This is a genomic window from Armatimonadia bacterium (genome assembly GCA_039679385.1).
Taxonomy (GTDB): domain Bacteria; phylum Armatimonadota; class Zipacnadia; order Zipacnadales; family JABUFB01; genus JAJFTQ01.
Genome location: JBDKVB010000051.1, coordinates 1 through 23,131, shown reverse-complemented (window position 1 = coordinate 23,131; position 23,131 = coordinate 1). Strand labels below are relative to the sequence as shown.

The window sequence follows — 23,131 nt, the reverse complement described above, 5'->3', positions numbered from 1 at the left end:
CCTGCATAGCCGGAGCTCCGCTTCAAGCCAGGTCCGGTCGCAAGACCGCAGGCCGCCCAAGACACCCACCAGCTCGTTTCAGCTAGGATGACTAACATGGCACAGGGCAAGGTAACTGCCGTACGGGGTCCTGTCGTTGATATCCGCTTCCCTGCAGATTCGCTTCCTCCCTTGCTGCAGGCCCTGCGAATCAAAGACGAGGCCAAGAACACCGAGCTGATTGTGGAGGTCGCCCAGCACCTCGGCGACGACGTTGTCCGCTGCGTTGCGATGGACACCACGGACGGCCTCGTCCGCGGTATGCCGGTCGAGGATACTGGCGGCCAGATCACCGTCCCCGTGGGCAAAGCAACCCTGGGACGCCTCTTCGACCTGCTCGGCAACCCCATCGACAACCTCGGGCCGGTCGAGGCAGAGCAGCGATGGCCCATCCACCGACCTGCACCGACCTTCGACCAGCAGAGCGTGGCCGAAGAGCAGTTCGAGACCGGTATCAAGGTCATTGACCTCCTGTGCCCCTTCCCCCGAGGCGGCAAGATCGGCCTCTTCGGTGGTGCCGGCGTCGGCAAGACCGTTCTGATCATGGAGCTCATCCACAACGTCGCCACCAAGCACGAGGGTGTCTCGGTCTTCGCTGGCGTTGGGGAGCGCACCCGTGAGGGCAACAGCACCTGGCTCGAAATGCAGGAGGCCGGCGTCCTTGGCCAGACCATCCTGGTCTTTGGCCAGATGAACGAGCCACCGGGAGCCCGCCTGCGAGTCGCTCTCTCCGCCCTCACCATGGCCGAGTACTTCCGCGACGAAGAGGGCCAGGACGTACTGCTCTTCGTGGACAACATCTTCCGCTTCACCCAGGCCGGGTCGGAAGTCTCGGCTCTTCTGGGCCGAATGCCTTCCGCAGTCGGTTACCAGCCCACGCTGTCGACGGAGATGGGCGACCTCCAGGAGCGCATCACCTCCACGGTCAAGGGCTCCATCACTTCCGTGCAGGCCATCTACGTTCCCGCCGACGACTACACCGACCCTGCGCCGGCAACGACCTTCAGCCACTTGGACGCCAACGTTTCCCTGTCCCGTGAGCTCTTCGCCCAGGCAGTCTACCCGGCCGTCGACCCGCTGGACTCCGCCTCACGACTTCTCGATCCGCGTGTGGTTGGCGAGCGCCATTACCGGGTCGCCCGTGGTGTCCAGCAGATACTGCAGCGCTACAAGGACCTGCGCGACATCATCGCCATCCTGGGCATCGATGAGCTCTCCGACGAGGACAAACTGACCGTAGCCCGGGCACGACGTATCCAGCAGTTCCTGACCCAGCCCATGTTCGTCGCCGAGGTCTTCACCGGCATTCCTGGCGCCTACGTCCCGGTCGAAGAGACAGTCCGCGCCTTCGAGGAGATCCTCGAGGGACGCCACGATGACCTGCCCGAAGACGCCTTCCGCATGGTTGCGACGATTGACGATGCCGTCGCCGCAGCCCACAAGACCGCCAAGGCGTAACCCTGGCCCAGATCGACAGGCCGGTACGGCGCTGCCTTCTCGGGCTGCGGAAGCCGGTCGGTGAGTGAGTCGCTATGGCAGCAGCCACCTTTCAACTGCAGATTGTGACCCAGGAGGGCGTGGTCCTTCAGTGCCCCGTGGAGTCCTTGCGAGCGCCGGGCGCCGATGGCTACTTCGGCGTCAAGCGGGGCCATGCACCCCTGGTTGCTGAGCTTACCGTCGGCACGCTCCTCGTCCGGGAGCCCAGCAAGAAGGTCGCGCGTTGCTTCGCCTGCTCCGGCGGAATCTGCGAAGTCATGCCCTCCCAGGTCGTGATCCTCGCCGACGCCGTCGAGGAGAACCACAAGATCGACGTGTCCCGAGCCCAGGCGGCCGAGACGCGTGCCCGCGACCGACTGAACAGCCGGACGCCCGACACGGACCTGCGCCGGGCAGAGATCGCGCTCCGCCGGGCCCTCAACCGCCTCAAGGTAGCAGGGCGCTCGGCCTGACCTAGCAGTCCCTCCACCCGAGAGTTCAGCCTTCCGATGGCCTGTGTGCGAGCACGCGGGCCATCTTCCTTTTCCGGCACCGGCTGCGCGAACAGCCCCGGGCGCAACGTACCACCCAACTCTGAGGGTACCTCACCTCCGCCTTGCTGCGCTTGCCTGTACGCAGAGGCGATACCGAAGGAAGGGCTGAGGCGCCGAGCAGATGCCGGCGAGGCCCTGGCTGGAAGGTCATTCTCAACGTGACGAAGAAGTGGTATAGTGGGGAACGTGGCGGCCCATTGCAGATCAGGTCAGCGTGGAGGGAACCGCCCCGGTGGGCGGGCGACGCTGACGAACTTCGCTCTCACGCCACAAGCCGCTAAGGGGGCCTTTATCCGTGGATGAGATTCTAGTGACCGGTGGGAAGCCGCTGGCAGGCCGTGTTCGAGCCAGTGGCTCCAAGAACGGTGCCTTACCCCTTCTGGCCGCGTCGCTCTTGGTCGAAGGCGAGACCGTCGTCGACAACATCCCCGATATCGAGGATGTTGGTACGATGATCGAGATGCTTCGCGCCCTCGGTGCCAAGTGCGAGTTCGTGGCCCCGAGGAAGCTCAGGATCGATGCACGCAACATCACCGCCCTCGCGGCGCCCTACGAACTGGTCCGCAAGATGCGGGCCTCCTTCTACGTGGCGGGACCACTGCTGGCCCGTTTCGGCTCCTGTGAGGTGCCTCTCCCGGGTGGATGCGTCATCGGTCATCGCCCCGTCGACTTCCACGTTCAGGGCTTCAAGGCCCTTGGTGCGCGCGTCGAGGAGCGCAACGGCGTCGTACGGGCCAAAGCTTCCCGTCTCCGCGGCACCCGAATCTTCATGGACCCCCGGATGCGAAGTGTCGGCGCAACCGTCAACATCATGCTCGCCTCCGCCCTGGCCGAGGGCACCACGATCATCGAGAATGCCTCGCGTGAGCCTGAAGTGGTCAGTTGCCAGGAGTTCCTCATCAAGTGCGGGGCCGACATCACCGGCGTAGGCTCTGCCACCGTCATCATCCGTGGCGTCGACAGACTCCACGAGGCCGAGACCCGCGCCATTCCCGACCGCATGGAGGCTGGCACCTTCATGTACGCGGTGGCTGCCGCAACCGGCGACGTCACCATCGAAGACTGTGCTCCGGACCACATGGAGATCGTCCTCGATGTCCTGCGCCGTGCCGGTGCCTCCGTCACGACCGGGCCGAACTGGGTCCGCGTCCGCGCTTCCGGCCGGCCGCTTCCCGTCGACATCGTGACGGCGCCCTATCCCGGCTATCCCACCGACCTGCAGCCCTGCCACGGTGTCCTCGCCGCCATTGCCAAGGGCACCTCGATCATCGAAGAGACCATCTTCGATGCCCGCTACAACTACACCGATGAGCTCGCACGCATGGGGGCACACGTACGCATCGTTGACAGCGCAGCCATCATCAAGGGCCAGCCGCGTCTCTATGCGGCACCTGTTGAGGCCACCGACATCCGGGCGGGCGCCGCTCTGGTGATCGCGGGCCTCGTGGCAGAGGGACAGACCGGAATCAGCGGCGCCGGATTCCTGGATCGCGGTTACGACAACCTCGAGGGCAAGCTGCGCTCGATTGGTGCCGACATCGTGCGCTGCAGTGACCTGCAAAGCAGGAAGGCACTATGTTTGGCCTAGGCGACCGCCTGGGCATTGACCTGGGTACCGCAAACATCGTCGTCTTTGCCCGGAAACGCGGCATTGTCATCCGCGAACCCTCCGTGGTCGCCGTCGAGCGACGGCTTCGACGTGTCTTGGCGGTTGGCGAGGCAGCCCGTGAGATGCTCGGCCGCACCCCCGGCAACATCGTGGCCATTCGGCCACTCCGCGACGGCGTCATCGCCGACTACACCATCACCCGCGACATGCTCGCCCACCTGATCCGCAGGGCCTGTGGCAAGCGTGCCCGATTCTCCAAGCCGCTCGTTGTGATCTGCATTCCCTCCGCCGCCACCAGCGTCGAACGTCGTGCCGCACTCGATGCTGCCCGGTCCGCCGGTGCACGCGAAGCCATTCCCATCGAGGAACCCATGGCCGCCGCCATCGGCGCGGGCCTGCCCATCGCCACGCCTGGCGGCAACATGGTCGTCGATGTAGGCGGCGGTACCACCGACATCGCGGTCATCTCCCTGGGTGGAATCGTCGTCAGCGACTCCCTGCGCATTGGCGGGAACCACCTCGACGAGTCCATCGTCCGGCACATCAAGCGCGTCTACAGTCTGGATATCGGTGAGCCCACGGCGGAACGCATCAAGATGGACATCGGCTCCGCCTTCGAGATGGCCGAGGAGCTCGACACCGAGGTCCGCGGTCGCGATATCATCTCCGGCCTCCCCAAGACCGTGAGCGTCAGCTCGGTGGAGGTGCGCTACTCCATCTCCGAGGGCGTCTCACAGATCGTCGGCCGGGTCAAGGCCATCCTCGAGCATACGCCCCCGGAGCTCGCCGCCGATATCATCGAGCGCGGCATCACCCTGACCGGTGGCGGCGCGCTGCTCCGCGGTATCGACCAACTGCTTGAGATCGAGACCGGCATCCCGGTTCGCATCGCCGACGACCCCATCAGTTGCGTCGCCATCGGGACCGGCAAGGTCCTCGACGAGATCGATACCTTGCCCCTCGGCGTACGGTCGCTGGCAGCCCACTGAGAGGCGCCTTCGCCCTCTCCTTCCCTGATCCGCCCCTGCGAAACTATCCCCACACGAAAAAGGCCGGGCCACGATTCCTCGCGACCCGGCCTCCGTTGACGCTTCCCAGGCGCCCTCGGGCGCCGGTGCAGACTACTTCACTTCGATCTTCTTGCCCTTGTCCTCGGAAGCCTTCGGCCCCCGGACGGTCAGGACCCCGTTGTCGAAGGTCGCGGTCATCTCCTCGGCCTTGACGGGTGCCGGCAGCGAGATGAAGCGCCGGAACTGCCCCCGGCGGATCTCCTTGCGGTAGTACCCCTCTTCGGTCGTTTCCTCCTCATGCGAGGTAGACCCGGCGAGCACCAGGCCACCCTCTTCCAGCGTCAGGGTGATGTCCTCGCGCTTGGCTCCCGGCAGCTCCGCCTTCACTACGACCTCGTCCTCTGTCTGGTACACATCCACGGCCGGGCCGAACTCCACAGCATCGTGGTATACGGCGCGGCGCAGAGGGTACCGCAGGAAATCGTCAACGGCCCTGTCGATCTCATCGAAGACAGTGGGCAAGCTTTCTGGACGACGCCATCGGATAATCGACATAGTAAGCACCTCCCCGTGCTCGGTTCAATAGTTCCTGCTTGCGACGGTATACCCTTAGTGTAATGCTATCACACATGCTTAGGGTTCCCGAGATAACCTGCCGCCGCCCCTGACCCCAGATACACAAAAGCCGCCAACCATTTTCGGTCGGCGGCTGAGTGGCCACATGGTGGACGAGAAGAGATTCGAACTCTCGACCTCCTCCGTGCGAGGGAGGCGCTCTCCCAGCTGAGCTACTCGCCCAAGGGTGTGAGTTGCCATTATGCCGCGATCCGCCCCGCCTGTCAACCCTCTCGCAAGCGAACCGTCACGCCGGCACGAGCCCGAGCTCACCCCGTGCCGGCTCCCCGGATCCCTGACACGTCGGTTACCGCAGGTGAACTGCAACCGGCTGCAACTCGCCCCTAGCGGGTCGCCGCACAACGGTCGATACAATCCCCTGTGTTCGTGACTGTCCTCATAGTGCTCTTGGCCAGGCTCGGGAAGCCGAAGATGCACGTGACTGCGAAGAAAAACAGCATCAGCGCGTACTCAACCGTTGTGAGGCCCTTCCGCCGCTTGCGCCTTATGCGCAGTCTACCAAGCATGGCGGCCATCTCCTGGCCTTGCTGCCCCGGCAGGGCAGTAGCGTTACGGTATACTGTAGCAAATAAGCAAGAAAAAGTCAAGATGGGCGCAAGAAAAGGCGACGCGGCGGTAAACCTACTTCAACTGAATGTCCACCTGATCACCCTCACTGTGACCTCGCGGTCCCTGCTTGTCAGTCGGCGTGCCCAGCAGATCAATCTCTATCTCCGGCTGGTACAGGTCCACGTCCCCTACCGGGAGCAGGTGGCGGTTCTGCTCAGCCCATCGTGCGGCCACGGCGTTCAGGGGACTCTTGGTGTTGTAGTTCCGGTACTGGATCATCTCACCGATCTGAATGATCACATCCGCAATGCTCTCGCCCGCAGCCCAGTAGTCGTCGATGCAGATGTAGGGACCAATGTTCGGATGGAAGATGTCCGTGTCCATCACGCACTTCGGCTTCTCGCGCGGGTAGTTCTGGTGCAGGTGGATCCGTGCCCGATGCTCACGAATCCGCACGGGCCGGTTGGTTGCCCGGTCCAGCCGCAGCCCCGTGACATGGTACGTGATTTGGTAGGCTTCCGGCGGGTCTCCCAGAAGCGGCACCACCTCGATGTGCGGGTGGCCTGTGAACTCATCCTGGATCTTCTGGGAGTCGGCGTAAAGCCGGCGTAGTCGAGCGTTCATGGTGGGGGTCTACCTACTAGTCTTTGGTTGTGATTGGCACCCGAAAGAGCCGCGAGGCCCCGCCTTGGGTGCATCTTCAGCGGCGTCGAAACCGACCCAGCATCCGCTGCAGGAATCCGGGCGTGGCGTTGCGACTCGTACGGTACGAGAGCATCTTGGCGAGCCGTCGCGCCTTCTCCTCCTTGCCTTCCTCTTCGCTGATCCAAAACCCCGGGGCGGGGCAGACCCGCCCTTCCTCCCACCTGAAGACTCCGGCCTGATGCCGGAGCGGGTCGATCACCAGCGCGATGTGTCCCTGGCTGTCGAAGAAGTTCTCCTGGATGAAGACATCCTGGCGGCTCAGGAAGATGCCGAAGTTCGGATGGCTATGGTACCACCCGACGATCGATCGGCCCGGCTCCGGGTCGACCGACTGGAAGATTGCGGCCCAGGTATCATGCGAGAAGGTCACATGCGCCTGCCCGGCCCGAGTCAGGGGAGCCCGAACGGCGCCACGCACATCGGTTACACGCCGGTCGTGGCTCAGGTAGAAGCTGCCCAGCAATACCCCGCCAACTTCGCGCGAGGTCTCTCCACGGGTATGCTCGAGAATCCGGCTCAGCACCTCGGCGTGCAGGTAGACCCGTGGCTCACCTTGCGGGTGGCCACAGGCGGCGACGACCATCCCCGGGTCTTCTGAGGGCGTGAGCGCCTCCGTCAGGCGCTCTTCCCACACCCCCGGCGTCTCGATCTCCACATCCGAGAGGTCGTCCGGCTCCTCTGCCTCTTCCTTGCCCGGTTCCTCATCCGGCATCCGGGGCTTCACCCTTTGGCACCTGTGGCTTCGGGATCTTCAGCACCATGCCGGGCTCGAGGTCGTTCCCCTTGAGACCGTTCGCCAGCGCGATGGCTCCCCACAGGTTCCCATCCCCGTAGACACGCCGCGCAATCCGCCACAGACTATCCCCACGCTGCACCGTGTACTTCTGCTCCGCTTCGCCGGCAGGTGCGGGCTTCCCACGGGTCACCTCAGTCTGCAGCGAGGCGACCTGCTCCTTGAGTGCCCTGACCTCCGCCGCTAGCTCAGGTGACTCGGTGTGCACTGGTGCCGGCGCACTGGCTACCACCGCCGTAGGCTCCGGCGGCTTGATCCGCGACGAGTACAACTGGAAGCCTTGCAGCCCCAGCACCACCACGAGCAGCGCCGACACACACCATTGCCACACTCGCGAAGCACCGCGCGGGGTCGGCGTCGGTGCGGCGGCTATCTGGGGCATGGTAGGCATAGGCATCTCCGCACCCGTCTGGGCCACAAGCCGCGGATCGAGCGGACCGGCCAGTTGCCCGTTGCGCCAGACGAAGACCCCGGACTCCTCTGCCCGCGGGTCGACAACCAGCGCCACCTGCCAGGGCAGACTGAAGAAGTTGGTGTGGATGAACTTGTCGTAGTCAGACAGAAACAGCCCGAACCCCGGGTGCGTGTGGTACCAGCCGACGATGCGCAGGTCCGGGTAGTCGCGGTCCTTGCAGGCGTTGATCTGCGTCCAGGTCTCGTGCGTGAAGGTCACGCTGCCGCGATGTGCCTCGGTGTGCAGCGCCGGAATCATCGCCTCGACGGACACCAGCGTGCCTTCGGAGGAGGCTGCCGCCGATCCAACGAGGATCCCTGCACGCTCCTTGCTGGTGTCCTCGGCCGCATGGGCCCGCATCTCGCGCAGGGCCTGGTCGGTCACAAACACGACCGGCGTCGCCGCGGTTCGTGTCCCCGCTGCGCTGCCGGTGATCTCAACCTCAAGCTCGTCGCTGGGCTCGTTCATGTTGGTTGCCGTTCAGGCCAGTACGCCGAGAGTCTCTTGCCGGTCTCCGGCAAGCAGGAAGTGCCGTGCCTTCATGCCCTCGCGACCTCTCACAAGATCGTAGGGCGGGATACCCATCTGCGCAAGCGTCCGGTCCAGGTAGGGCTCGGTCCCGCAGACCGCGTGCGTCATCTCCGGCTCCCGTGCCTCGCCACATTCGGGGCAGACGGCATCGCCGGCCGTGAGTGTGCCCAGTAGCGCGAACACCGGCTCCCGGCTGTTGCAGTGGTGGCAGACGAAGGCGGTGCAGATCTCGCGGTCGAACTCCAGAATCGCCTGCGGGGAGACCTGCTCCCGCACGTGCTCCAGCATCTCGCCGAGGGTCACCGTCGAGGCCCGCAGGTCCAGCGGCACAATCTCGCCGACCTCGTCATGAGCCGGGCAGTCCTCGCGGCGCTGGTACTCGACGACATAAGAGTCATGGGTCAGGCCGTTGAAGACGAACCCCTTACCGGCCAGCAGTGGCAGGCCACGGTCCCGGTGCAGCCACTTGATGGCCTCCTGCACCTGAATCCCTGCGATCACCGAGGCCGTCGTCGGGGTCGTCGGGATCTTCCCTTGCAGCACTTCCTCCCGGGTCAGCAGTGCGCAGGAGCGCCGCATCGACATCAGCCGGTAGTCGAGGGCCGACATGGTGCACTCATAGCACGGACCCTCGGGTGGCACGAACATCCGAGCAACGCCCTGCACGACTTCAATGGCCCCGTCAATCCAGGGCTTGCCCAGTCTCCAGCAGGTGGCATTGATGTGTACCCGTGCCTCGCGGTTGTCCAGGGCGCCCAAAACAAGGTCCATCTCGCCGAACACGCCGGCGCCCAGATCGTGCAGCACATTGCCGACCACGGGTTCCACTCGCACGTCCGGGTTGAGGTCCCGCATGGCTTCCGCCACGACCTCAGCCTTCGGTCGCCCCTGATCGCGGTGCCGAAACAGGACGCTGCGGGTCAGGTTGGTGTCCTCGATGCTGTCCAGGTCGATGACCATGACGCGACCCACGCCGAGCAGCGCGAGATTCTTGCAGATCTCGTTGCCCAGCGCACCGGCGCCCACGACCAGGACTCGGGCCGCTGCCAGGCGTTCCTGACTCCACCACGGAATCAGGCGGAGGCGCGAATAGCGGTCCTCCTCCAGCGTGACGTCGAGCACTTCCGATTGCGATGCGGGTTCCTGAGCCATGATGCTCCCGATGGACGCCGGCCGGGTCGCCAAAGTGGTGCTCAGAGAGGGCGCCGGCCTAGCCGGCCGTGATCTCAGGCTGCAGGCGCAGGACGTCGCCGTCCTGAACACCGGCCTCGGAGAGGGTCTGCTCGTCGGAGAGCTGCTTGCCGGAGGCCTTGTGGTGGAACTTGTAGCTCATCGGCTGGCCGTCGGGGCCGACCGTCGGCAGGCTCATCATCTGCACCAGCTTGGCGATGATGCGACGCACCGGCGCATCGTCGGGCAGGCTGGCCTGCTGCTCCTTGTTGCCGGTGGTATCCATGACAGTTACGCTGACTTTGCCCACGATTCTCGGGCCTCCCCAGATCAGTGAAGCGTGATATCGACGTCGGACAAGTCCTCCTGCACCGGCGGGTTGATCGACAAGGGCGTGTTCGCTGCCAGGCGTTGCGTGGCCCTGTGCAGCGTCAGGCGCAGGACAAGCAGGCTCGTGACGACCGAGCACAGGATGGCGACCCCGGCAGCCACCGTGATCACCAGCAGCAGGTTCGTCGGCGCCTCCTCCCCAAAGGGTGTAGGAGAGGACGGAGTGCCCTGAGTCGGTGCAGCGGGTGCCGGTGCGGGTGCCGGTGCCTGCAGCGTATCGCCGGAGATCACGTGATACGCAATCTTGTGCTGGTCCAGAAAAGCGGCCAGAACGTCCGACGGAACCGCAAAGCCGACGTTCTCCGCACGTCGGGCCACGATGGTGCTAACCCCGACCACGGCGCCACGACCGTCAATCACAGGGCCACCGGAGTTGCCCGGATTCAGCGCCGCGTCAATCTGCAGGTAGTCGTTGCCGTCGATCCGCCGCGGTTTCGAGCTGATAACACCCTTGGTGACGGAGTTCTCCAGGCCCAGCGGCGCGCCCAGGGCAGCTACCTCGGCACCCGGCTTGAGGTTCGCCGTGGCTCCCAGTTCGGCATAGGCCTTCGCGTTCTCCGCCAGTTTCAGGACGGCCAGGTCCTTCTTGTCGTCGCTGGCGACAACCTGGGCCTTCTGGACCTTCCCGTCGGTGAAGCGAACGTCCACCTCGCGGGCGCCACCGACCACGTGCGCATTGGTGACCAGGTTCCCCGCCTCATTCACGACGAAACCTGCGCCTTCCCGATCCTCCGCCTTGAGGGTCACCACCGCCGGGTCGACGCGCTCAACGGCCGCACTGATGTCCTGCGCGCTAGCAAGGCCCAAGCTGCCGGTGAGCGCCACCAGCGTAAGCAGGGCTCCGGTCAGCCTCAAGCTCCCCATGGAGCGTATCATACGAATTCCCCTCGGCGCCGAATAGTGTAGCACAGCGCCTCGCAAGTGTGAAAGATGCGGCCCTCGCGGGGCCCGACCTTTCCCTTCGGACTCAGGCCTCGCATGTCTCGCTATTCACAACACCTTCGCGCGGCAGTCCTGTTCCAGCGTCCGAAAAACGCCCCAAGGCCTCCGGTGATCGCCCGAAGGCGCGGCCTACCTGGAGGACTGGCAAGCCAGACCGAAGACCTCCGCGGCATTCCTGCCCAGCACTGCCTGTTGCCCAGATGCGTCGAGCCCACAGGACCGGACCTTTGCAATCTCCGTCGCGGCGTTGTCCGCGTGATCCGAGCCGAGCATCACTCGGTCCTCGCCAAGGGTTCGCACCCACTCGCGGATCAGGAAGCCGGCTGTCCAACTGGCCTCGAGATAGACCTTGTCATGAGCGCCGGCAAGCTGCCCGGCCTCGCCCGCCAGCACCATCATCCCGCAGTGGGCGATGACGATCGGCAGGTCCGGGTACTCCCCGGCGATCGGCCCCAGCAAGGACGGCGCCGACCAGGGGATGCCCGCTCCCGTATGAACCATCACCGGCACGCCCAGACTGTGGGCCATCGCGAAGACCCGGCGTCCGTGCTTACCCACCGGGTTCACCGCGTGAGCCGTCGGATGCATCTTGATCCCGACGAACCCCAGGTCCTCGACGCAGCGGCGAACCTCCACCTCATAGTCGTCCCCGGGCAGGTGCGGGTTCGGATTCGCGATACCCCGGAAGTGCCCCGGATGCTCTCGTGCCAGCTCCGCGATGGCATCATGGTAGCGCTGCACGGTTGCCAGGTCATGCGCCGTGCCGGGCTGCACCAGCGTCACGTCGATGCCGTTCGCTTCCTGGCTGTCGAGCAGCGCCTGCGCCGTGAAGTCCTCGTCAAAGATGAAGTCGTATCCCAAATGTGCGTGTGCATCGACGATCATGAGACAACCTCGCCGTCCGGCCCTGAATCAGGCGTTGCTCTGCATCCTCCAGCGACACAACCGGGCCGCCAGGGATGACTCAGCCTTCTGCCGAGATTCCCGACGGCCCAGGGTAACGCGAGACGACCGTGCGCTGCCGTCCTGGCAGCCCGGTTCCCAGACTACCGCTCCGCGATCCTCGTGAGCTGCTCCAGGTAGTTGCCGACCTTCTGGCGCTGCTCCTCGAGCAGGCGTGGGTTCTCGGTGTACTCGGTCCACGACTTCGTCAGTTGCGGGAACTTCAGGTACGCGTCGGCGTTTCCGCGATAGCCCTTGGCCTTCGCCGCAGCCAGCGTATCTCGCAGCATCGCGAGCATGTCATAGTCTTCCGTACCATCGCGGCACAGCTCCCAGCGCAGCGAATCCACCGGGCCGTCCTGCGCCGGGTAGATCAGCGAGCCGTCACCGTTGCCACCGGGGTAGGTGAGCGTGTCGGTCCACGGGTCGGCCTTCCAGTAGTTGATCTGCCAGTACAGGAACCCGGTGATATCGTGGTCGAAGAGCTGCCAGAACAGCAGCCGGTGGTCAAGCCCCGGGTAGTCCACGCCCCAACAGTTCAGGTATGGCCGCTGAGCCGAGATGCACACGTAGGCCCAGATCTCGTCACCGGCTTGCTGTCGCTTCTGCAGGTAGATCGGCTCGAAGCAGTCCGAGTGCGGCACATGGATGTCGACGAACCCCGACAGGTCGGCATACTTGGGAGCGCCCGGTTCGATCGGCTTGCTTGCCCCGTAGCCGTAGGTGAGGAGCGTCTTGAGCTTCGGTGCCGTCGAGTGCGCCAGCTCGAAGGCCTGCTTCACCTGCGGGAAGGCCTTCGCGCCCGGCTCGTCGATGGTGTAGATGTAGGCCAGGTGCGTCCAGCCCTTCTCCTCCAGGTGTGCCTGGGTCTGCTGCAGCAATTGCCGCGCCTGATCGATCCGCTTCTGGTCCTCCACCGTCTCCACCGTTCCCCAGCCGCTCGGGAGCCGGCACCAGTACACATTGAAGGCCGACAGACCCGCGGCGATGTACCGCGCCATCTTCGCGTCGAACTCCGTCCAGTCCATGCTGACCCGGTTGTCCGCGTCGATGGTGATCTTCGGCGCCACCAGACTGGTCGGGCTGCAGCGGTGCTCCAGGGCGTTGAGGTAGTACGCCTCCTGCAGCCGGTCGCGGGCAGTCTCGTCGCCGCCCTCGAAGTCCGGGTTCGGCAGCAGGTTCACTTCAGCCCCGGCGCCCTTCGGTGCGAGACGAGCGTTATCGAACCACACCGTACCCACCGTCTCGGTCTTCAGGTAGACTCGCAGCTTGATCAGGTCCTTGGTGTTGAAGCTGTACACGCCCTGCTTCCACTGTCCCTCGGTGGCAGGCAGTCCCATCGCACCGGCGCCACCTAGATAGAAGGACGCTCCGCTCTTTTCCCCCGGGGCCGTCCGGTACCACACCGAGACCTCGTACTCCGTGTTCGGCTTCACGTCCAGTTCGTTGGTGTGATACGCAAAGCGCGGAGACTCCACCGTGCCCTTCTCGAGACTGGCGATGTGAACCCGGCACGACCGCTTCCCCTTGTACTTCACGTCATAGTCGAAGGCCAGGTCGTAGTCCATCTTGCCGAAGTAGTTGGCCCGTCCCTGGGTATCCGCGCCGACCCAGGCACCGGCATTCCAGCCTGTCGGCTGTCCCGGTCCGGGGGCGATGTCATAGCGGCTGTACACCATCGCCATGTTGATCCCGTAGGAACTCCGCAGTCGCGAAGTGGTCGGCAGCGTGAAGTTCCAGACCCGTACCTGCAGCGGGATCTTGGTTTCCGGCGCGTTGTGCGGATGCACAACAATCGTGCCCCGGTAGATTCCGGCGGGCTGGTCCTTGGGAGCATGTACCGTGACCCACCAGGACTGCACTCGCGTCCGGTCCACATCCGTTGGTGCGTTTGGCAGGAGTGGATCGGGCATCAGACCGGGGTCCATCGGCGCTCTGCCAGACTTCTGCTTCACGTCAACATACCCGACGACCCTCACGCTGACGTTCTCCGCCGCAAGCTTGACGCGCTTCGGACCGGTCAACTCGCCCGCGGTCACAGTCACCTTGCGCAAGGTGTCGCTGAGCGGGATGAGCACCAGTTGCGCAGCCTCGTACTCGTTGCGTGCCAGACTGACGCTGACCTGCCCGGCCGGATTCGCGGCATAGGGCTTGTCAGGACGCACCTTCACCATCGTGCTCTCCTGGCAGACCACGTAGCCGGTACGACCTGCCTTGGCCACCAGCGGCAGCCGCCCCACGCGTGCCCTGATCTCCGCGGTCGCCTGCGCGACGTCGGCAAGACCCCTGCCGAGTTCCTGTGCCTTGACCACGTCGAAGCGGCGGCTGAGGGCGTTGCGCATGCCCTCCAGTTCCGACAGCCGGCGGTCCGTGGCACCGAGAACGATGCGCCCGGCTTCGAGAGTACCATAGGGACGGGCCTCTCGCTGAAGCTGTGTCAGCTCCTCGGTGTAGGCCCCGATCCGCTGCCGCAGTGAGGCCGTCATGAGCGGCGCGAAGTTGACCGACAGCCCCGTAAGGGTGCCGAAGGCTGCGGGCTCGTGGAACCCGGAGGAGCACGGCGACCAGCAGCTCAGCTCGCCCGTGGGCCGCTCCTCACGGCAGAAGTTCACAGCCCAGGTGCCCGTCGTGGTCTCGTCGATCCCCAGCGAGGCCAGCGGAACTGCCAGCTCGACGCTCCAGAGCTCCTTGCCCTTCTTGGCCGCTGCCCGGGCTCCCGTGTTGTACTTCCCCTCCTGGCGCAGTTCATCCAGCACCACGCCCAGGGGGTTCACCACAAAGTGGTAATACACGGTGCGGTCGGCCGTGGGCGCCAGGAAGACCTCGACGCTGTCGTCGTTATACACCGGTCCGTCCGCCGTCGTGACACCGGACACGACCTTATCCATCTGCGCTTCGCGGCAGACGAAGGCGATGTAGAGGTTGCGCTCATCAAACAGCACCTTCACCTCAGTGGTCTGCGTCGCAGCAACCCCCGGCTTGCCCAGGAGCGTGAAGCCCGAGGCGGCCGGTGCCGCAGTCCAGGCGGCGTCCGACAACACTTCGCCATCCAGAACCGGCAGACGCGCCCCAACACGAGTGGCCAGCAAGGACGGAGCACTCCAGCCCAGCGAACAAACCGTCAGGGCCACCAGGCACAGAAGCCATGTCTTGCCCACAGCGATCACCCTCCACGTATCAGGAGCAATGGTGACAGTACACACCGCGCATATTGCCCGAGACAGGCACTTTCACCTGCCTCCGAACCCGAACCCACACTGCAACTCCCAGGCCCAGAGCTACTCCCAGAAGACCTTCCGCAGCGGCACTTGGCCCAGGCCCGTCACATAGACCGGCGAGCCCGTCAAGCTCAGGGTCACCTGACCGCCCTCGGGCTGCAGCGTCCGGGTCCTGCCCATGACATCAGTCACCGTCACCCTTCCGGCTGCCGGGAGCGTTACCGTCACAGGCGCCTTCCAGCGCTCCACCCAGGGCTCAGAGGCCACGCGAGCGACGTCCGCGTACTTCTCCGGCGGCCAGCCCGCCACATCCGTCTCGTGCTTCTCCCGGTACGACCAAAGCACATCCACGGGCTGACCCGCACGGTCAAAGCGCACCCCGTACAGGTCCTCGGCACCAAGGTCCAGCCGCCCCTGGCAGGTCGCACCCTCCAGTTGCTCGGTCATGACTCCGTAGGCAACATAGGCCGGCTTGGGCGTCAGGTCGGTGTAGACGATGCCGAAGTTGTGCTCGATATCGTCCGGTCGCGGGCGCTGCGAGAACCACGTCCCATCCTGGAAGGTGTACCACTCAATCACGCGGACGCCCAGCGCCAGCGAGCACGCATAGGTCCGGACAAGGTAGTCCGCCGAGGTCCGTAGGTCCACGTACTTGCGTCCCGGCGACGTCGGCGCATAGGCCTCCGTGACCCAGACTTCCTTGTTCCCATGCTCGGCAGCAGTCCGCATCGCCTCCAGCATCTGCGGCCGGAACACCCAGCCCGTGAAGCCTTCCCAGAACTCCGGCGCACGCGGATGACAACCCGGATGCACCGACAGCACGTCGCAGGCCTCCAGCCCACCGGCCTTGACGAAGTCCGGGAACCAGGGCTTGTGCACTCCGCCCAGCCCGGCGCACATCACCTTGCCCTGCGGGAACGCCTCTCGCGTGACCTCATAGATCGGTCGCAGCATCCGGTTGACGTAGTCCGGGGCCGAAGCGACGCCCAGGTTGTACTCATTGCCCAGCTCCCAGTAGGGCCCCGTCCAACTGAAACGCTGCAACGCCGCCTTGAAGGTCTTGCGGAAGGTCTCCTCCTCGCCTTCCTTCGGCATGCTCGCGCTCGGATGCACATGCGGCAGGATCCCTCGTGAGGCCAGCAGGTCAATGCGCTGGTGAGCCCGCTGATCGTCATCCGGAGTGTAGGTCTCCTTGAGCGTGAAGGGGCTTGTCCGGAGCCAGCGCACGCCAATCCGCTCCTGAGAGCCGAGACCGTGGCGAAGTCATACTGATCCGGGTAGCGCTCCGGCGTGGCAATGAGCGAGGACATACCAAAGGGCGAGGAGGCCAGCGTGCCCGTAGCCTTGCGATCCGGCAGGATGCCCACCGTCGTCCGGCCGGCGTACTCGCCACCTTCCCAGGACAGGCGGTAGTCGACGAAGAGCACTCCCCGGGGCTGTCCCGGCAGACTAACTGCGAGTTCCGTCCTCGCCAGCGGCCCGAGCGCCACGGGGTAGCTGGTGTCGAGGAGCTGGTTGCCCTGGTAGTCGTGTACCGTCACTGCGAGCTTGCCCGTCCGACTCTCTGTGCTGACGTTGTCGACGGTCGCCTTGAGACTGATGGGCTCCTGCGGAGCGAACAGGTTGCCTGTCCGTCCCGTGCTGAGCGCGACTGTGAGAGGCCGTCCGGCAGCCTCAGCCGCAACACGCACCGGGTCCAACTCAGCAGTGGGCAAGATGAGGAAAGCCGTCGAGTTGTGGATCTCGAAGGGCGGCTCAGAGGGCAAGGCGCGGCGAGAGGATCCCACACGACGCAGGTCGCCCTGATAGAACCAGTCGGGGTTGTACTCGGAGTCGGCGATCACCAGCGCGGTATCGCCAAAGATCACCTGGCGGAGCTGCCACTCCAGGTCGGGGTAGAGGGCGTCGCCGGGCACTTCCCAGGACTTGGCACCCGTGGGCCTGACCCACCGAGTCACCGGACAGCTCTTCGCTCCCGAGTTCTCCCGGGCGAAGCTGTAGCGGAACCCGCTGGCCCAGCCATCCCACTTGCGCTTAGCGCCGGTGTAGACAATGGACCAGTCGAGGCGAAACCCATGAAGCAGCGGGGAGAGACGAGCCGTGACCTTCGCCTCGGCAGCAGCCGGGCCTTCCAGCGAGAACGCAACCTCGCCCGTCGGCTCAAGCCGGGCGTCCGTGGTCTTGAATACCAGACCGGCGTCGTCCACGGCCTGGTAGGAGACACCCGTAAGGAGAGCCTCGAGGTGCCCGGGCGCTCCCGCCGCAAGTGAGACACCACCGGCTCCGGCACGGACCTCGACTTCCGCTTGCACGGCGGCCGCCGTCAGTGCTGCCACGAGGACCAGAGCAGTCATCAGGCACCACCTCCGGGAGGCGAGGGTGGATTGCGGACGGTGGGGGAGACCACTCGGATGGGTCATGCGCAGCGCCCTCCTTTCGGGTTCACTTCGGCGCCCGTCAGGCGATGCGATGACTAACTCACGAGCGCCATGTTGTCACGGTGGATGACCTCGGCGTGTCCGACGTGGCCGAGAAGGTCGATGATCTCGCTGGACTGATGCCCGCGGATCTTGAGGATCTCATCGGAGGAGTAGTTCACCAGTCCGCGACCCACTTCCGCACCTTCCGGACCGAGAACCCGCACCAGGTCACCGGCCTGAAACTCACCACGCACCTCCACCACACCGATGGGGAGCAAGCTGCTGCCTCGCGCACTGGTCAGTGCCCGGCAGGCGCCCGCATCCACCACGATCTCTCCCCGGGCACGCGCGGCGGTGGCGATCCAGCGCTTCCGAGCCGGAATCACATGACCGCCCACGAAGATCGTCCCAATCTCCTCGCCGTCGAGGACTCGCAGCACGATGTTGTGCTCCAGCCCGTTGACCATGACCGCCGGGATCCCCGCTGCCGCAGCCATCCGGGCCGCCTCGCACTTCTTCTCCATGCCACCACGACTCTCCGGGCCGCCGGCGCCGTCGGCGAAGCGGCTCACATCATCGCCCGGCTGCACCACCGGAATCAGGCACGCGTCGGCGTTGGTCTTGGGGTTGCCGGTGAACAGGCCGTCGGAGTCCGACAGGAAGATGAGCACATCGGCGCGGGTCTTCGCAGCGACCAGCGCGGCCAGGACGTCATTCTCGACGAAGGTGACGCCCTCGACCGATACGCTGTCATTCTCGTTGATGATCGGCACCACGTGGCGCTTGAGAAGTGTCGCGAGGGTGTTGCTCAGGTGCAGGTAGCGGTGCCGGTCCTGCACATCGTCACGGGTCAGCAGAAGCTGCGCCGTGATCAGCCCATGGGCGGCGAAGGCCTCCATGTAGTTGCGCATCAGCTCGGGCTGACCAACCGCCGCTGCAGCCTGACGCAGGCTGATGTCCTCCGACTTCGCCTTCAGCCCCAGGGCCCTGCGCCCAAGATGCACAGCGCCGGAAGTGACCAGGACGGCCTGACAGCCACGCTCGCTGAGCCGCGCAACCTGGCGTGCAAGACCGTCCAGGAACTCGGCGTCGAGTCCTGGACCCTTCCCCGTGACGATGCGGGTGCCGATCTTGATGACGACGCGTTCCGCAGACTTGAGGGGAGAGCGTAAATCCTTCATCGAGAGAGAGTTCGTGTCACTCCGTGGCGGTATGTGCTGCGTCGACCCCTAGGACCACTTCCGCACCGTCTGCATGGCGGCGTCAGCGGCGTCACGGCACTGGCCGTTGCCCCTGACGACATACTTGTAGGTGGTCAGCTCGCGTACACCCACCGGGCCGCGAGCATGGATCTTGTCGGTCGAGATCCCGATCTCGGCGCCGAGGCCGAATTGCCCGCCATCGGTGAAACGCGTCGCAACGTTATGATACACAGCGGCGGAGTCGACCTCGCGCAGGAACCGGTCGGCGTTCTCCTGGTTGTCGGTGAGGATGCACTCCGTGAGCCCGCTGGAGTGGAGCCCGATTTCGGCAATGGCCTCCTCCAGGGAGTCGACCAGCTTGACGGACAGCACCAGGTCCAGGTACTCGGTGTCGAAGTCCTCGTCACTGGCCCGGCTGATGCCCTCGACCAGCGAGCAGGTGCGCAGGCAGCCTCGGAGCTCCACGCCCGCTTCCTTGAGGTCCTTCAGGATCGCCCCGGCGGCTTCCGTATTCCCACTGTGGATGAACAGGTTCTCCACCGCATTGCATACACCCGGCCGCTGCACCTTGGAGTTGTGGACCACCTTGACCGCCATGTCCACGTCACAGGTCTCGTCCACGTAGATCTGGGTCATCCCGCGGTCGTGCTTCAGCGTCGGCACCGTCGCGTTCTCCGTCACGGCACGGATCAGGTCATGCCCGCCCCGGGGGATGATGAGGCTCAGGAACTGGTCGCAGCGCGACATCTCCCGCACGGCCTCGCGGTCGGTGATGTTCATGATCTCCACGCAGCTTGCGGGGAGGCCGACCTGCTCGCAGGCATCCTGCAGGATCTCGGCCAGTGCGACGTTGGAGTTGATGGCCTCCGAGCCGCCACGCAGCAGCACCGTGTTCCCGGCCTTCAGGCACAGGGCCACCGAGTCCACCGTCACATTCGGCCGGGACTCGTAGATGATCCCGATGACACCCATCGGCACGGCGACCTTCTGAATCCTCATCCCATTCGGCCGTTCCCACTCGTCGAGCACGTGGCCGACCGGGTCCTCGAGGCTGGCGATCTCCTCGCAGGCAATCGCCATGTCCTCGATCCGCTTCTCGTCCAGCCGCAGTCGGTCCAGCATCGCCGAGGACAGGCCCTTGGTCTGCCCGTTCTCCATGTCAATGGCATTGGCGCGAGTGATCTTGGCGTGCTTGGCTCGGAGCAGCTCCGCCATGCGCCGGAGCGCCTTGTTCTTGGTGTCGGTCGAGGCACTGCGCAGGGCGGCACTGGCCTCTTTCGCGCGGCGTGCGCGCTCAACAACCGCATCGTGAACGCTCATGTCGAAACCTCCTGAAGGGCCCGGCCTGATCAGGGCTGGGGCGCTGCCTTGTGTACGAACCTTGAGACCGCCGGGACCGCCACTAACAGGGCACAGACCCCTGCAACTCCCAGCGTCTCCAGCGAAGTGACGCCGGCGAGAGCCAGGGTCAGCACGCCGAATCCGGCGACGGCCAGCGCGAACAGCAACACTTCATAGCCTCTGCGAACACCCGCATCAAGCCTCACACCTACCCACGTGGTCGCCAGGGCGCAGGTGCAGGCACCCGCCACAGGGAACAAAAGTAGACGCGGGTCGCCCAGGCGCAAGCTCTCGGAACAGAGGGCAAGGGTCGCGCCCAGGAGCCCGCCGATCAGCACGCCACACATCCCGAATCCGAACGGGGTGAGGTAGCCGGTCGAGGAAGGCTGGCTGTCCGATCGCGTGAACTCCGCCCCGCAGTACGGGCACCGGAGCCCACGTAGGTGCTGCGGAACCGGTATGCCGCAATGGCAGCACAAATCGTCTGGCTGTGGCCGACTGCTCATGATGTTACACGACCCCACAGGACGGCGCAAGGACTGCTGGCACACTTCGGCGGACCGCCGCTGAATCCTTCTCGAACAGGAGCAACACGTCGTGCACGTCGCCGTAATCGCCAATCCACGCTCGGGTCGTCAACGGGGGCCTCGGGCGGCAGTCGCTGCTGAGGAGGTCCTTCGCGAGGCTGGCTGGGAGGTCGAGATCCACCTCACTACCGCCCATGACGACGCCATGCATATGGCCGGCGAGTGCGCTGAAGCCGGGGTCGACGCCGTTTTCGCCGCCGGTGGCGACGGCACCCTCTCCCAGGTCCTCACGGGATTGCTCGACACCGGAGTCCCCGCCGGTGTCATCCCCGCAGGCACCGGCAATGATATGGCTCGAACGCTCGGCCTGTCCCTGGAGCCTGCTCTCGCGGCCGCGCAGTTGGTCCAGGGAGCTCCGGAGCCGGTGGACCTCCTGGAGATCGACGGCGGCCGATGGTGGGCGGTGAACGTCCTGGGAATCGGCTTCGACTCCCGGGTGGCCGGACGGATGGCACGCAAGTCGCGCGCTGTCGGCGGTCTCCTGGCTTACCTTCTCGCGGTGGCCGGGGAGTTCCGCACCTTCCGCAGCACTCGCATGAAGCTCACCGTCGATGACCAGCACTGGGAAGGCCCGGCCCTGCTAACGGCAATTGCCAACGCTCGCTCCTACGGTGCCGGGATGAAGATTGCGCCTCAGGCCGAGATCGACGACGGATGGCTCGATGTCGTCGTCGTGGGCGCGATGAGCCGCCTCGAGTTCCTGCGCAGCTTCCCTCGGGTGATGCACGGCACTCACCTCAGCCATCCCGCAGTGCATACCTGGCGGGGCAAGGACATCCACCTCGAAGCCGAGGAGCCGGTGCCGATCAACGTCGATGGCGACCTACGAGGCGAGACGCCTCTGTCGGTGCGTGTAGCGCCCGGTCGCGCGCTTCTCTGGCGACCGGGGCCTGTGACCGCCAAGGGAGGACGCTGATGAATGCGATTGTGATCGTGGCCGATAGCCTGCGCCTGGACCACCTGGGCTGCTACGGCAATGAGTGGATCAGCACACCCAATCTGGACGCCTTCGCGCGCGAATCGCTGGTCTTCGACCAGGCCTTCAGCGAGGGCCTGCCGACCTTGCCCACTCGCACGGCCATGTGGACGGGTCGCCACACCCTTCCCTTCCGGGGTTGGCAGGCTTTGGAGCCCCGAGACATCGTCCTGGCCGAGTGGCTCTGGGACAAGGGTTTCACCACCGGCCTCATCACCGACGTCTACCACATGCACAAGCCCACCATGGGCTATTCGCGCGGCTTCGACACCGCCGAGTTCATCCGCGGCCAGGAGTACGATCCCTGGGTCGTCGATGACACCCTCGATGTCTCCGCGGGCATGGCCCGGCACTTCAAGCCCAATCCGCAGGAGGAGCGCAGCTCCTGGTTCGAGGACGGCTTCCGCCAGTACCTGCGCAACCTCTCCCGCCGCCGCACGGAGGAGGACTACTTCGTCGCCCAGGTCTGCCGCAGGGCCGCCGAGTGGCTGGAGCGCATGAAGGGCCGCGACAACCTCCTCCTCTGGGTCGACTGCTTCGATCCTCATGAGCCCTGGGACCCGCCGGAAGACCTCTATCGCCGCTACGCCGACAGCAGCTACCGGGGCAAGCAGATCCTGGACCCGGTGCCCTCCGTGGTGAAGGGCTACATGAGCGAGGAGGAGCTGCGCAACACGAAGGCCCTTTACGCCGGCGAGGTCAGTTTCGTCGACCGCTGGGTCGGCTATCTACTCCAGGAGGCCCGGCGCCTCGGCTACTTCGACAACTCGCTGATCCTCTTCACGACCGACCACGGTGAGCCCTTCGGCGACCACGGTATCGTCCGCAAATGCCGGCCCTGGAACTACGAGGAGCTCGTCCATGTGCCCTTCCTGCTTCGCCTTCCCGATGGCACGGGCGCGGGCACTCGGACAGACGGTATCCTCCAGCTCTGCGATGTGGCGCCGACGCTCTACGACTTCCTCGGCGTCGCCCCTCCGGACGGGCAGACCGGGCGCTCTATCCTGCCTCTCGTACGAGGCGAGACCGAGAGCGTGCGCGACTTCGCCTGCATCGGACACCACGGCAAATCCTGGACCTGGCGCGACCACGACTGGAGCCTGCACCTGTTCCTCGGCGGCGCGAAGGGCTTCGATGCCGCCAAAGACCCGGCTGTGCCGGTGCAGATCCCGGTGGCGTCGGGCCGCGAGCTGTACAACCTGCGCACTGACCCTCGCGAGCAGGTGAACGTCGTCGAGCGCGAGCAGGAGCGTGCCGATGCCCTGGAGCTGCAGCTCCGGCGGTTCATGTCGAGCCTCAAGTGGCTCTAGCCCGCACACAGCTTAGTCCACGTCCCTGGGGGTGGGGCTCCGTCCCACGCCGAGACCGCAAGGCGTCCTCTTGTCGTGATGAGAGTCAACAGCACGGGCGAGATGCCGTTGCCTTTGCCTTCCGCCGTCGCCTTTCCCCCTCGCCACCGCGTGGAGAGTAACTGTGATGTTTGTCAAGCCGTTTCGGGCGTGGGGTGGTGGTAAGGTACGCCTTGCGCCAGGATCGCGTTGAGCATGGTCAGCAGCTTGCGCATGCAAGCTACGATGGTTACTTTCC

At 65.3% G+C, this 23,131-nt stretch carries 21 protein-coding genes and 1 tRNA gene; 6 read left to right on the top strand and 16 right to left on the bottom strand.

Annotation, left to right across the window (positions count from 1 at the left end; all coding sequences use genetic code 11):
• The first annotated feature begins 96 nt into the window (after window positions 1-96).
• The 4 genes from atpD to ABFE16_05425 all read left to right on the top strand — a co-directional run bounded on the left by atpD (window position 97) and on the right by ABFE16_05425 (window position 4,667).
• Window positions 97-1,497, top strand: a complete 1,401-nt coding sequence (gene atpD, locus ABFE16_05440) for a F0F1 ATP synthase subunit beta (protein MEN6344728.1) — start codon at window positions 97-99, stop codon at window positions 1,495-1,497.
• 74 nt (window positions 1,498-1,571) lie between these two features.
• Complete coding sequence (atpC, locus tag ABFE16_05435; protein MEN6344727.1) at window positions 1,572-1,988, top strand: ATP synthase F1 subunit epsilon; 417 nt, start codon at window positions 1,572-1,574, stop codon at window positions 1,986-1,988.
• A gap of 376 nt (window positions 1,989-2,364) precedes the next feature.
• The gene (gene murA / locus ABFE16_05430) at window positions 2,365-3,657 is read left to right on the top strand and encodes a UDP-N-acetylglucosamine 1-carboxyvinyltransferase (GenBank protein ID MEN6344726.1); all 1,293 of its coding nucleotides are present in this window, start codon (window positions 2,365-2,367) and stop codon (window positions 3,655-3,657) included.
• A complete protein-coding gene (locus ABFE16_05425; GenBank protein MEN6344725.1) occupies window positions 3,645-4,667 on the top strand; it encodes a rod shape-determining protein in 1,023 nt (340 codons plus the stop codon). Before murA ends, ABFE16_05425 begins: the two co-directional genes overlap by 13 nt.
• Before the next feature lie 132 nt (window positions 4,668-4,799).
• Here ABFE16_05425 and ABFE16_05420 read toward each other — a convergent pair whose 3' ends face one another.
• The 16 genes from ABFE16_05420 to ABFE16_05345 form a co-directional block, all read right to left on the bottom strand.
• Entirely contained in the window at window positions 4,800-5,243 is a 444-nt protein-coding gene (locus tag ABFE16_05420) for an Hsp20/alpha crystallin family protein (GenBank protein ID MEN6344724.1), read from the bottom strand.
• Between the two features lie 167 nt (window positions 5,244-5,410).
• Window positions 5,411-5,486 (bottom strand) — tRNA-Ala (locus ABFE16_05415).
• A gap of 161 nt (window positions 5,487-5,647) precedes the next feature.
• Window positions 5,648-5,830 (bottom strand): hypothetical protein, encoded by a 183-nt coding sequence (locus ABFE16_05410; protein ID MEN6344723.1) that lies wholly within the window; start codon window positions 5,828-5,830, stop codon window positions 5,648-5,650.
• 115 nt (window positions 5,831-5,945) lie between these two features.
• On the bottom strand, window positions 5,946-6,497 hold the full coding sequence (locus ABFE16_05405; protein MEN6344722.1) for a ubiquitin-conjugating enzyme E2: 552 nt from the start codon (window positions 6,495-6,497) through the stop codon (window positions 5,946-5,948).
• A 76-nt stretch (window positions 6,498-6,573) separates the two neighbouring features.
• Complete coding sequence (locus ABFE16_05400) at window positions 6,574-7,290, bottom strand: Mov34/MPN/PAD-1 family protein (GenBank protein MEN6344721.1); 717 nt, start codon at window positions 7,288-7,290, stop codon at window positions 6,574-6,576.
• Window positions 7,280-8,293, bottom strand: coding sequence for a LysM peptidoglycan-binding domain-containing protein (locus ABFE16_05395; GenBank protein MEN6344720.1), 1,014 nt, complete (start codon window positions 8,291-8,293; stop codon window positions 7,280-7,282). Before ABFE16_05395 ends, ABFE16_05400 begins: the two co-directional genes overlap by 11 nt.
• A 12-nt stretch (window positions 8,294-8,305) precedes the next feature.
• Window positions 8,306-9,508: a ThiF family adenylyltransferase gene (locus ABFE16_05390; protein ID MEN6344719.1), complete on the bottom strand. Its 1,203-nt coding sequence runs from the start codon at window positions 9,506-9,508 to the stop codon at window positions 8,306-8,308.
• Window positions 9,509-9,566: 58 nt separating this feature from the next.
• Window positions 9,567-9,836 (bottom strand): EsaB/YukD family protein, encoded by a 270-nt coding sequence (locus ABFE16_05385; protein ID MEN6344718.1) that lies wholly within the window; start codon window positions 9,834-9,836, stop codon window positions 9,567-9,569.
• Between the two features lie 20 nt (window positions 9,837-9,856).
• On the bottom strand, window positions 9,857-10,792 hold the full coding sequence (locus ABFE16_05380) for a trypsin-like peptidase domain-containing protein (protein ID MEN6344717.1): 936 nt from the start codon (window positions 10,790-10,792) through the stop codon (window positions 9,857-9,859).
• 195 nt (window positions 10,793-10,987) lie between these two features.
• Window positions 10,988-11,743, bottom strand: coding sequence for an amidohydrolase family protein (locus ABFE16_05375; GenBank protein MEN6344716.1), 756 nt, complete (start codon window positions 11,741-11,743; stop codon window positions 10,988-10,990).
• Window positions 11,744-11,904: 161 nt separating this feature from the next.
• Window positions 11,905-14,958 (bottom strand): glycoside hydrolase domain-containing protein, encoded by a 3,054-nt coding sequence (locus tag ABFE16_05370; protein ID MEN6344715.1) that lies wholly within the window; start codon window positions 14,956-14,958, stop codon window positions 11,905-11,907.
• 120 nt (window positions 14,959-15,078) lie between these two features.
• Window positions 15,079-15,972 carry a hypothetical protein gene (locus ABFE16_05365; protein ID MEN6344714.1) on the bottom strand — a complete coding sequence of 298 codons (894 nt, stop codon included), beginning with the start codon at window positions 15,970-15,972 and terminating at the stop codon, window positions 15,079-15,081.
• On the bottom strand, window positions 15,918-17,372 hold the full coding sequence (locus ABFE16_05360) for a hypothetical protein (GenBank protein ID MEN6344713.1): 1,455 nt from the start codon (window positions 17,370-17,372) through the stop codon (window positions 15,918-15,920). The genes ABFE16_05365 and ABFE16_05360 overlap by 55 nt, the downstream gene beginning before the upstream one ends.
• Window positions 17,373-17,491: 119 nt before the next feature.
• Window positions 17,492-18,619, bottom strand: a complete 1,128-nt coding sequence (gene proB, locus ABFE16_05355; GenBank protein ID MEN6344712.1) for a glutamate 5-kinase — start codon at window positions 18,617-18,619, stop codon at window positions 17,492-17,494.
• Window positions 18,620-18,667: 48 nt separating this feature from the next.
• Window positions 18,668-19,960: a glutamate-5-semialdehyde dehydrogenase gene (locus tag ABFE16_05350; GenBank protein ID MEN6344711.1), complete on the bottom strand. Its 1,293-nt coding sequence runs from the start codon at window positions 19,958-19,960 to the stop codon at window positions 18,668-18,670.
• 29 nt (window positions 19,961-19,989) lie between these two features.
• Window positions 19,990-20,319, bottom strand: coding sequence for a hypothetical protein (locus ABFE16_05345; GenBank protein ID MEN6344710.1), 330 nt, complete (start codon window positions 20,317-20,319; stop codon window positions 19,990-19,992).
• A gap of 259 nt (window positions 20,320-20,578) precedes the next feature.
• On the opposite strand from ABFE16_05345, the gene ABFE16_05340 reads away from it, so the two are divergent.
• The gene (locus ABFE16_05340) at window positions 20,579-21,484 is read left to right on the top strand and encodes a diacylglycerol kinase family protein (GenBank protein MEN6344709.1); all 906 of its coding nucleotides are present in this window, start codon (window positions 20,579-20,581) and stop codon (window positions 21,482-21,484) included.
• A complete protein-coding gene (locus ABFE16_05335) occupies window positions 21,484-22,854 on the top strand; it encodes a sulfatase (GenBank protein MEN6344708.1) in 1,371 nt (456 codons plus the stop codon). The genes ABFE16_05340 and ABFE16_05335 overlap by 1 nt, the downstream gene beginning before the upstream one ends.
• Window positions 22,855-23,131 lie beyond the last annotated feature (277 nt).

What these genes read in the sequence shown, in the direction of transcription:
- atpD (MEN6344728.1), top strand. Translation starts at nt 97, where the DNA reads ATGGCACAGGGCAAGGTAACTGCCGTACGGGGTCCTGTCGTTGATATC.
- atpC (MEN6344727.1), top strand. Translation starts at nt 1,572, where the DNA reads ATGGCAGCAGCCACCTTTCAACTGCAGATTGTGACCCAGGAGGGCGTG.
- ABFE16_05425 (MEN6344725.1), top strand. Translation starts at nt 3,645, where the DNA reads ATGTTTGGCCTAGGCGACCGCCTGGGCATTGACCTGGGTACCGCAAAC.
- ABFE16_05420 (MEN6344724.1), bottom strand. Translation starts at nt 5,243, where the DNA reads ATGTCGATTATCCGATGGCGTCGTCCAGAAAGCTTGCCCACTGTCTTC.
- ABFE16_05410 (MEN6344723.1), bottom strand. Translation starts at nt 5,830, where the DNA reads ATGCTTGGTAGACTGCGCATAAGGCGCAAGCGGCGGAAGGGCCTCACA.
- ABFE16_05405 (MEN6344722.1), bottom strand. Translation starts at nt 6,497, where the DNA reads ATGAACGCTCGACTACGCCGGCTTTACGCCGACTCCCAGAAGATCCAG.
- ABFE16_05400 (MEN6344721.1), bottom strand. Translation starts at nt 7,290, where the DNA reads ATGCCGGATGAGGAACCGGGCAAGGAAGAGGCAGAGGAGCCGGACGAC.
- ABFE16_05395 (MEN6344720.1), bottom strand. Translation starts at nt 8,293, where the DNA reads ATGAACGAGCCCAGCGACGAGCTTGAGGTTGAGATCACCGGCAGCGCA.
- ABFE16_05390 (MEN6344719.1), bottom strand. Translation starts at nt 9,508, where the DNA reads ATGGCTCAGGAACCCGCATCGCAATCGGAAGTGCTCGACGTCACGCTG.
- ABFE16_05380 (MEN6344717.1), bottom strand. Translation starts at nt 10,792, where the DNA reads ATGATACGCTCCATGGGGAGCTTGAGGCTGACCGGAGCCCTGCTTACG.
- ABFE16_05375 (MEN6344716.1), bottom strand. Translation starts at nt 11,743, where the DNA reads ATGATCGTCGATGCACACGCACATTTGGGATACGACTTCATCTTTGAC.
- ABFE16_05365 (MEN6344714.1), bottom strand. Translation starts at nt 15,972, where the DNA reads ATGCTGCGACCGATCTATGAGGTCACGCGAGAGGCGTTCCCGCAGGGC.
- ABFE16_05360 (MEN6344713.1), bottom strand. Translation starts at nt 17,372, where the DNA reads ATGACTGCTCTGGTCCTCGTGGCAGCACTGACGGCGGCCGCCGTGCAA.
- proB (MEN6344712.1), bottom strand. Translation starts at nt 18,619, where the DNA reads ATGAAGGATTTACGCTCTCCCCTCAAGTCTGCGGAACGCGTCGTCATC.
- ABFE16_05350 (MEN6344711.1), bottom strand. Translation starts at nt 19,960, where the DNA reads ATGAGCGTTCACGATGCGGTTGTTGAGCGCGCACGCCGCGCGAAAGAG.
- ABFE16_05335 (MEN6344708.1), top strand. Translation starts at nt 21,484, where the DNA reads ATGAATGCGATTGTGATCGTGGCCGATAGCCTGCGCCTGGACCACCTG.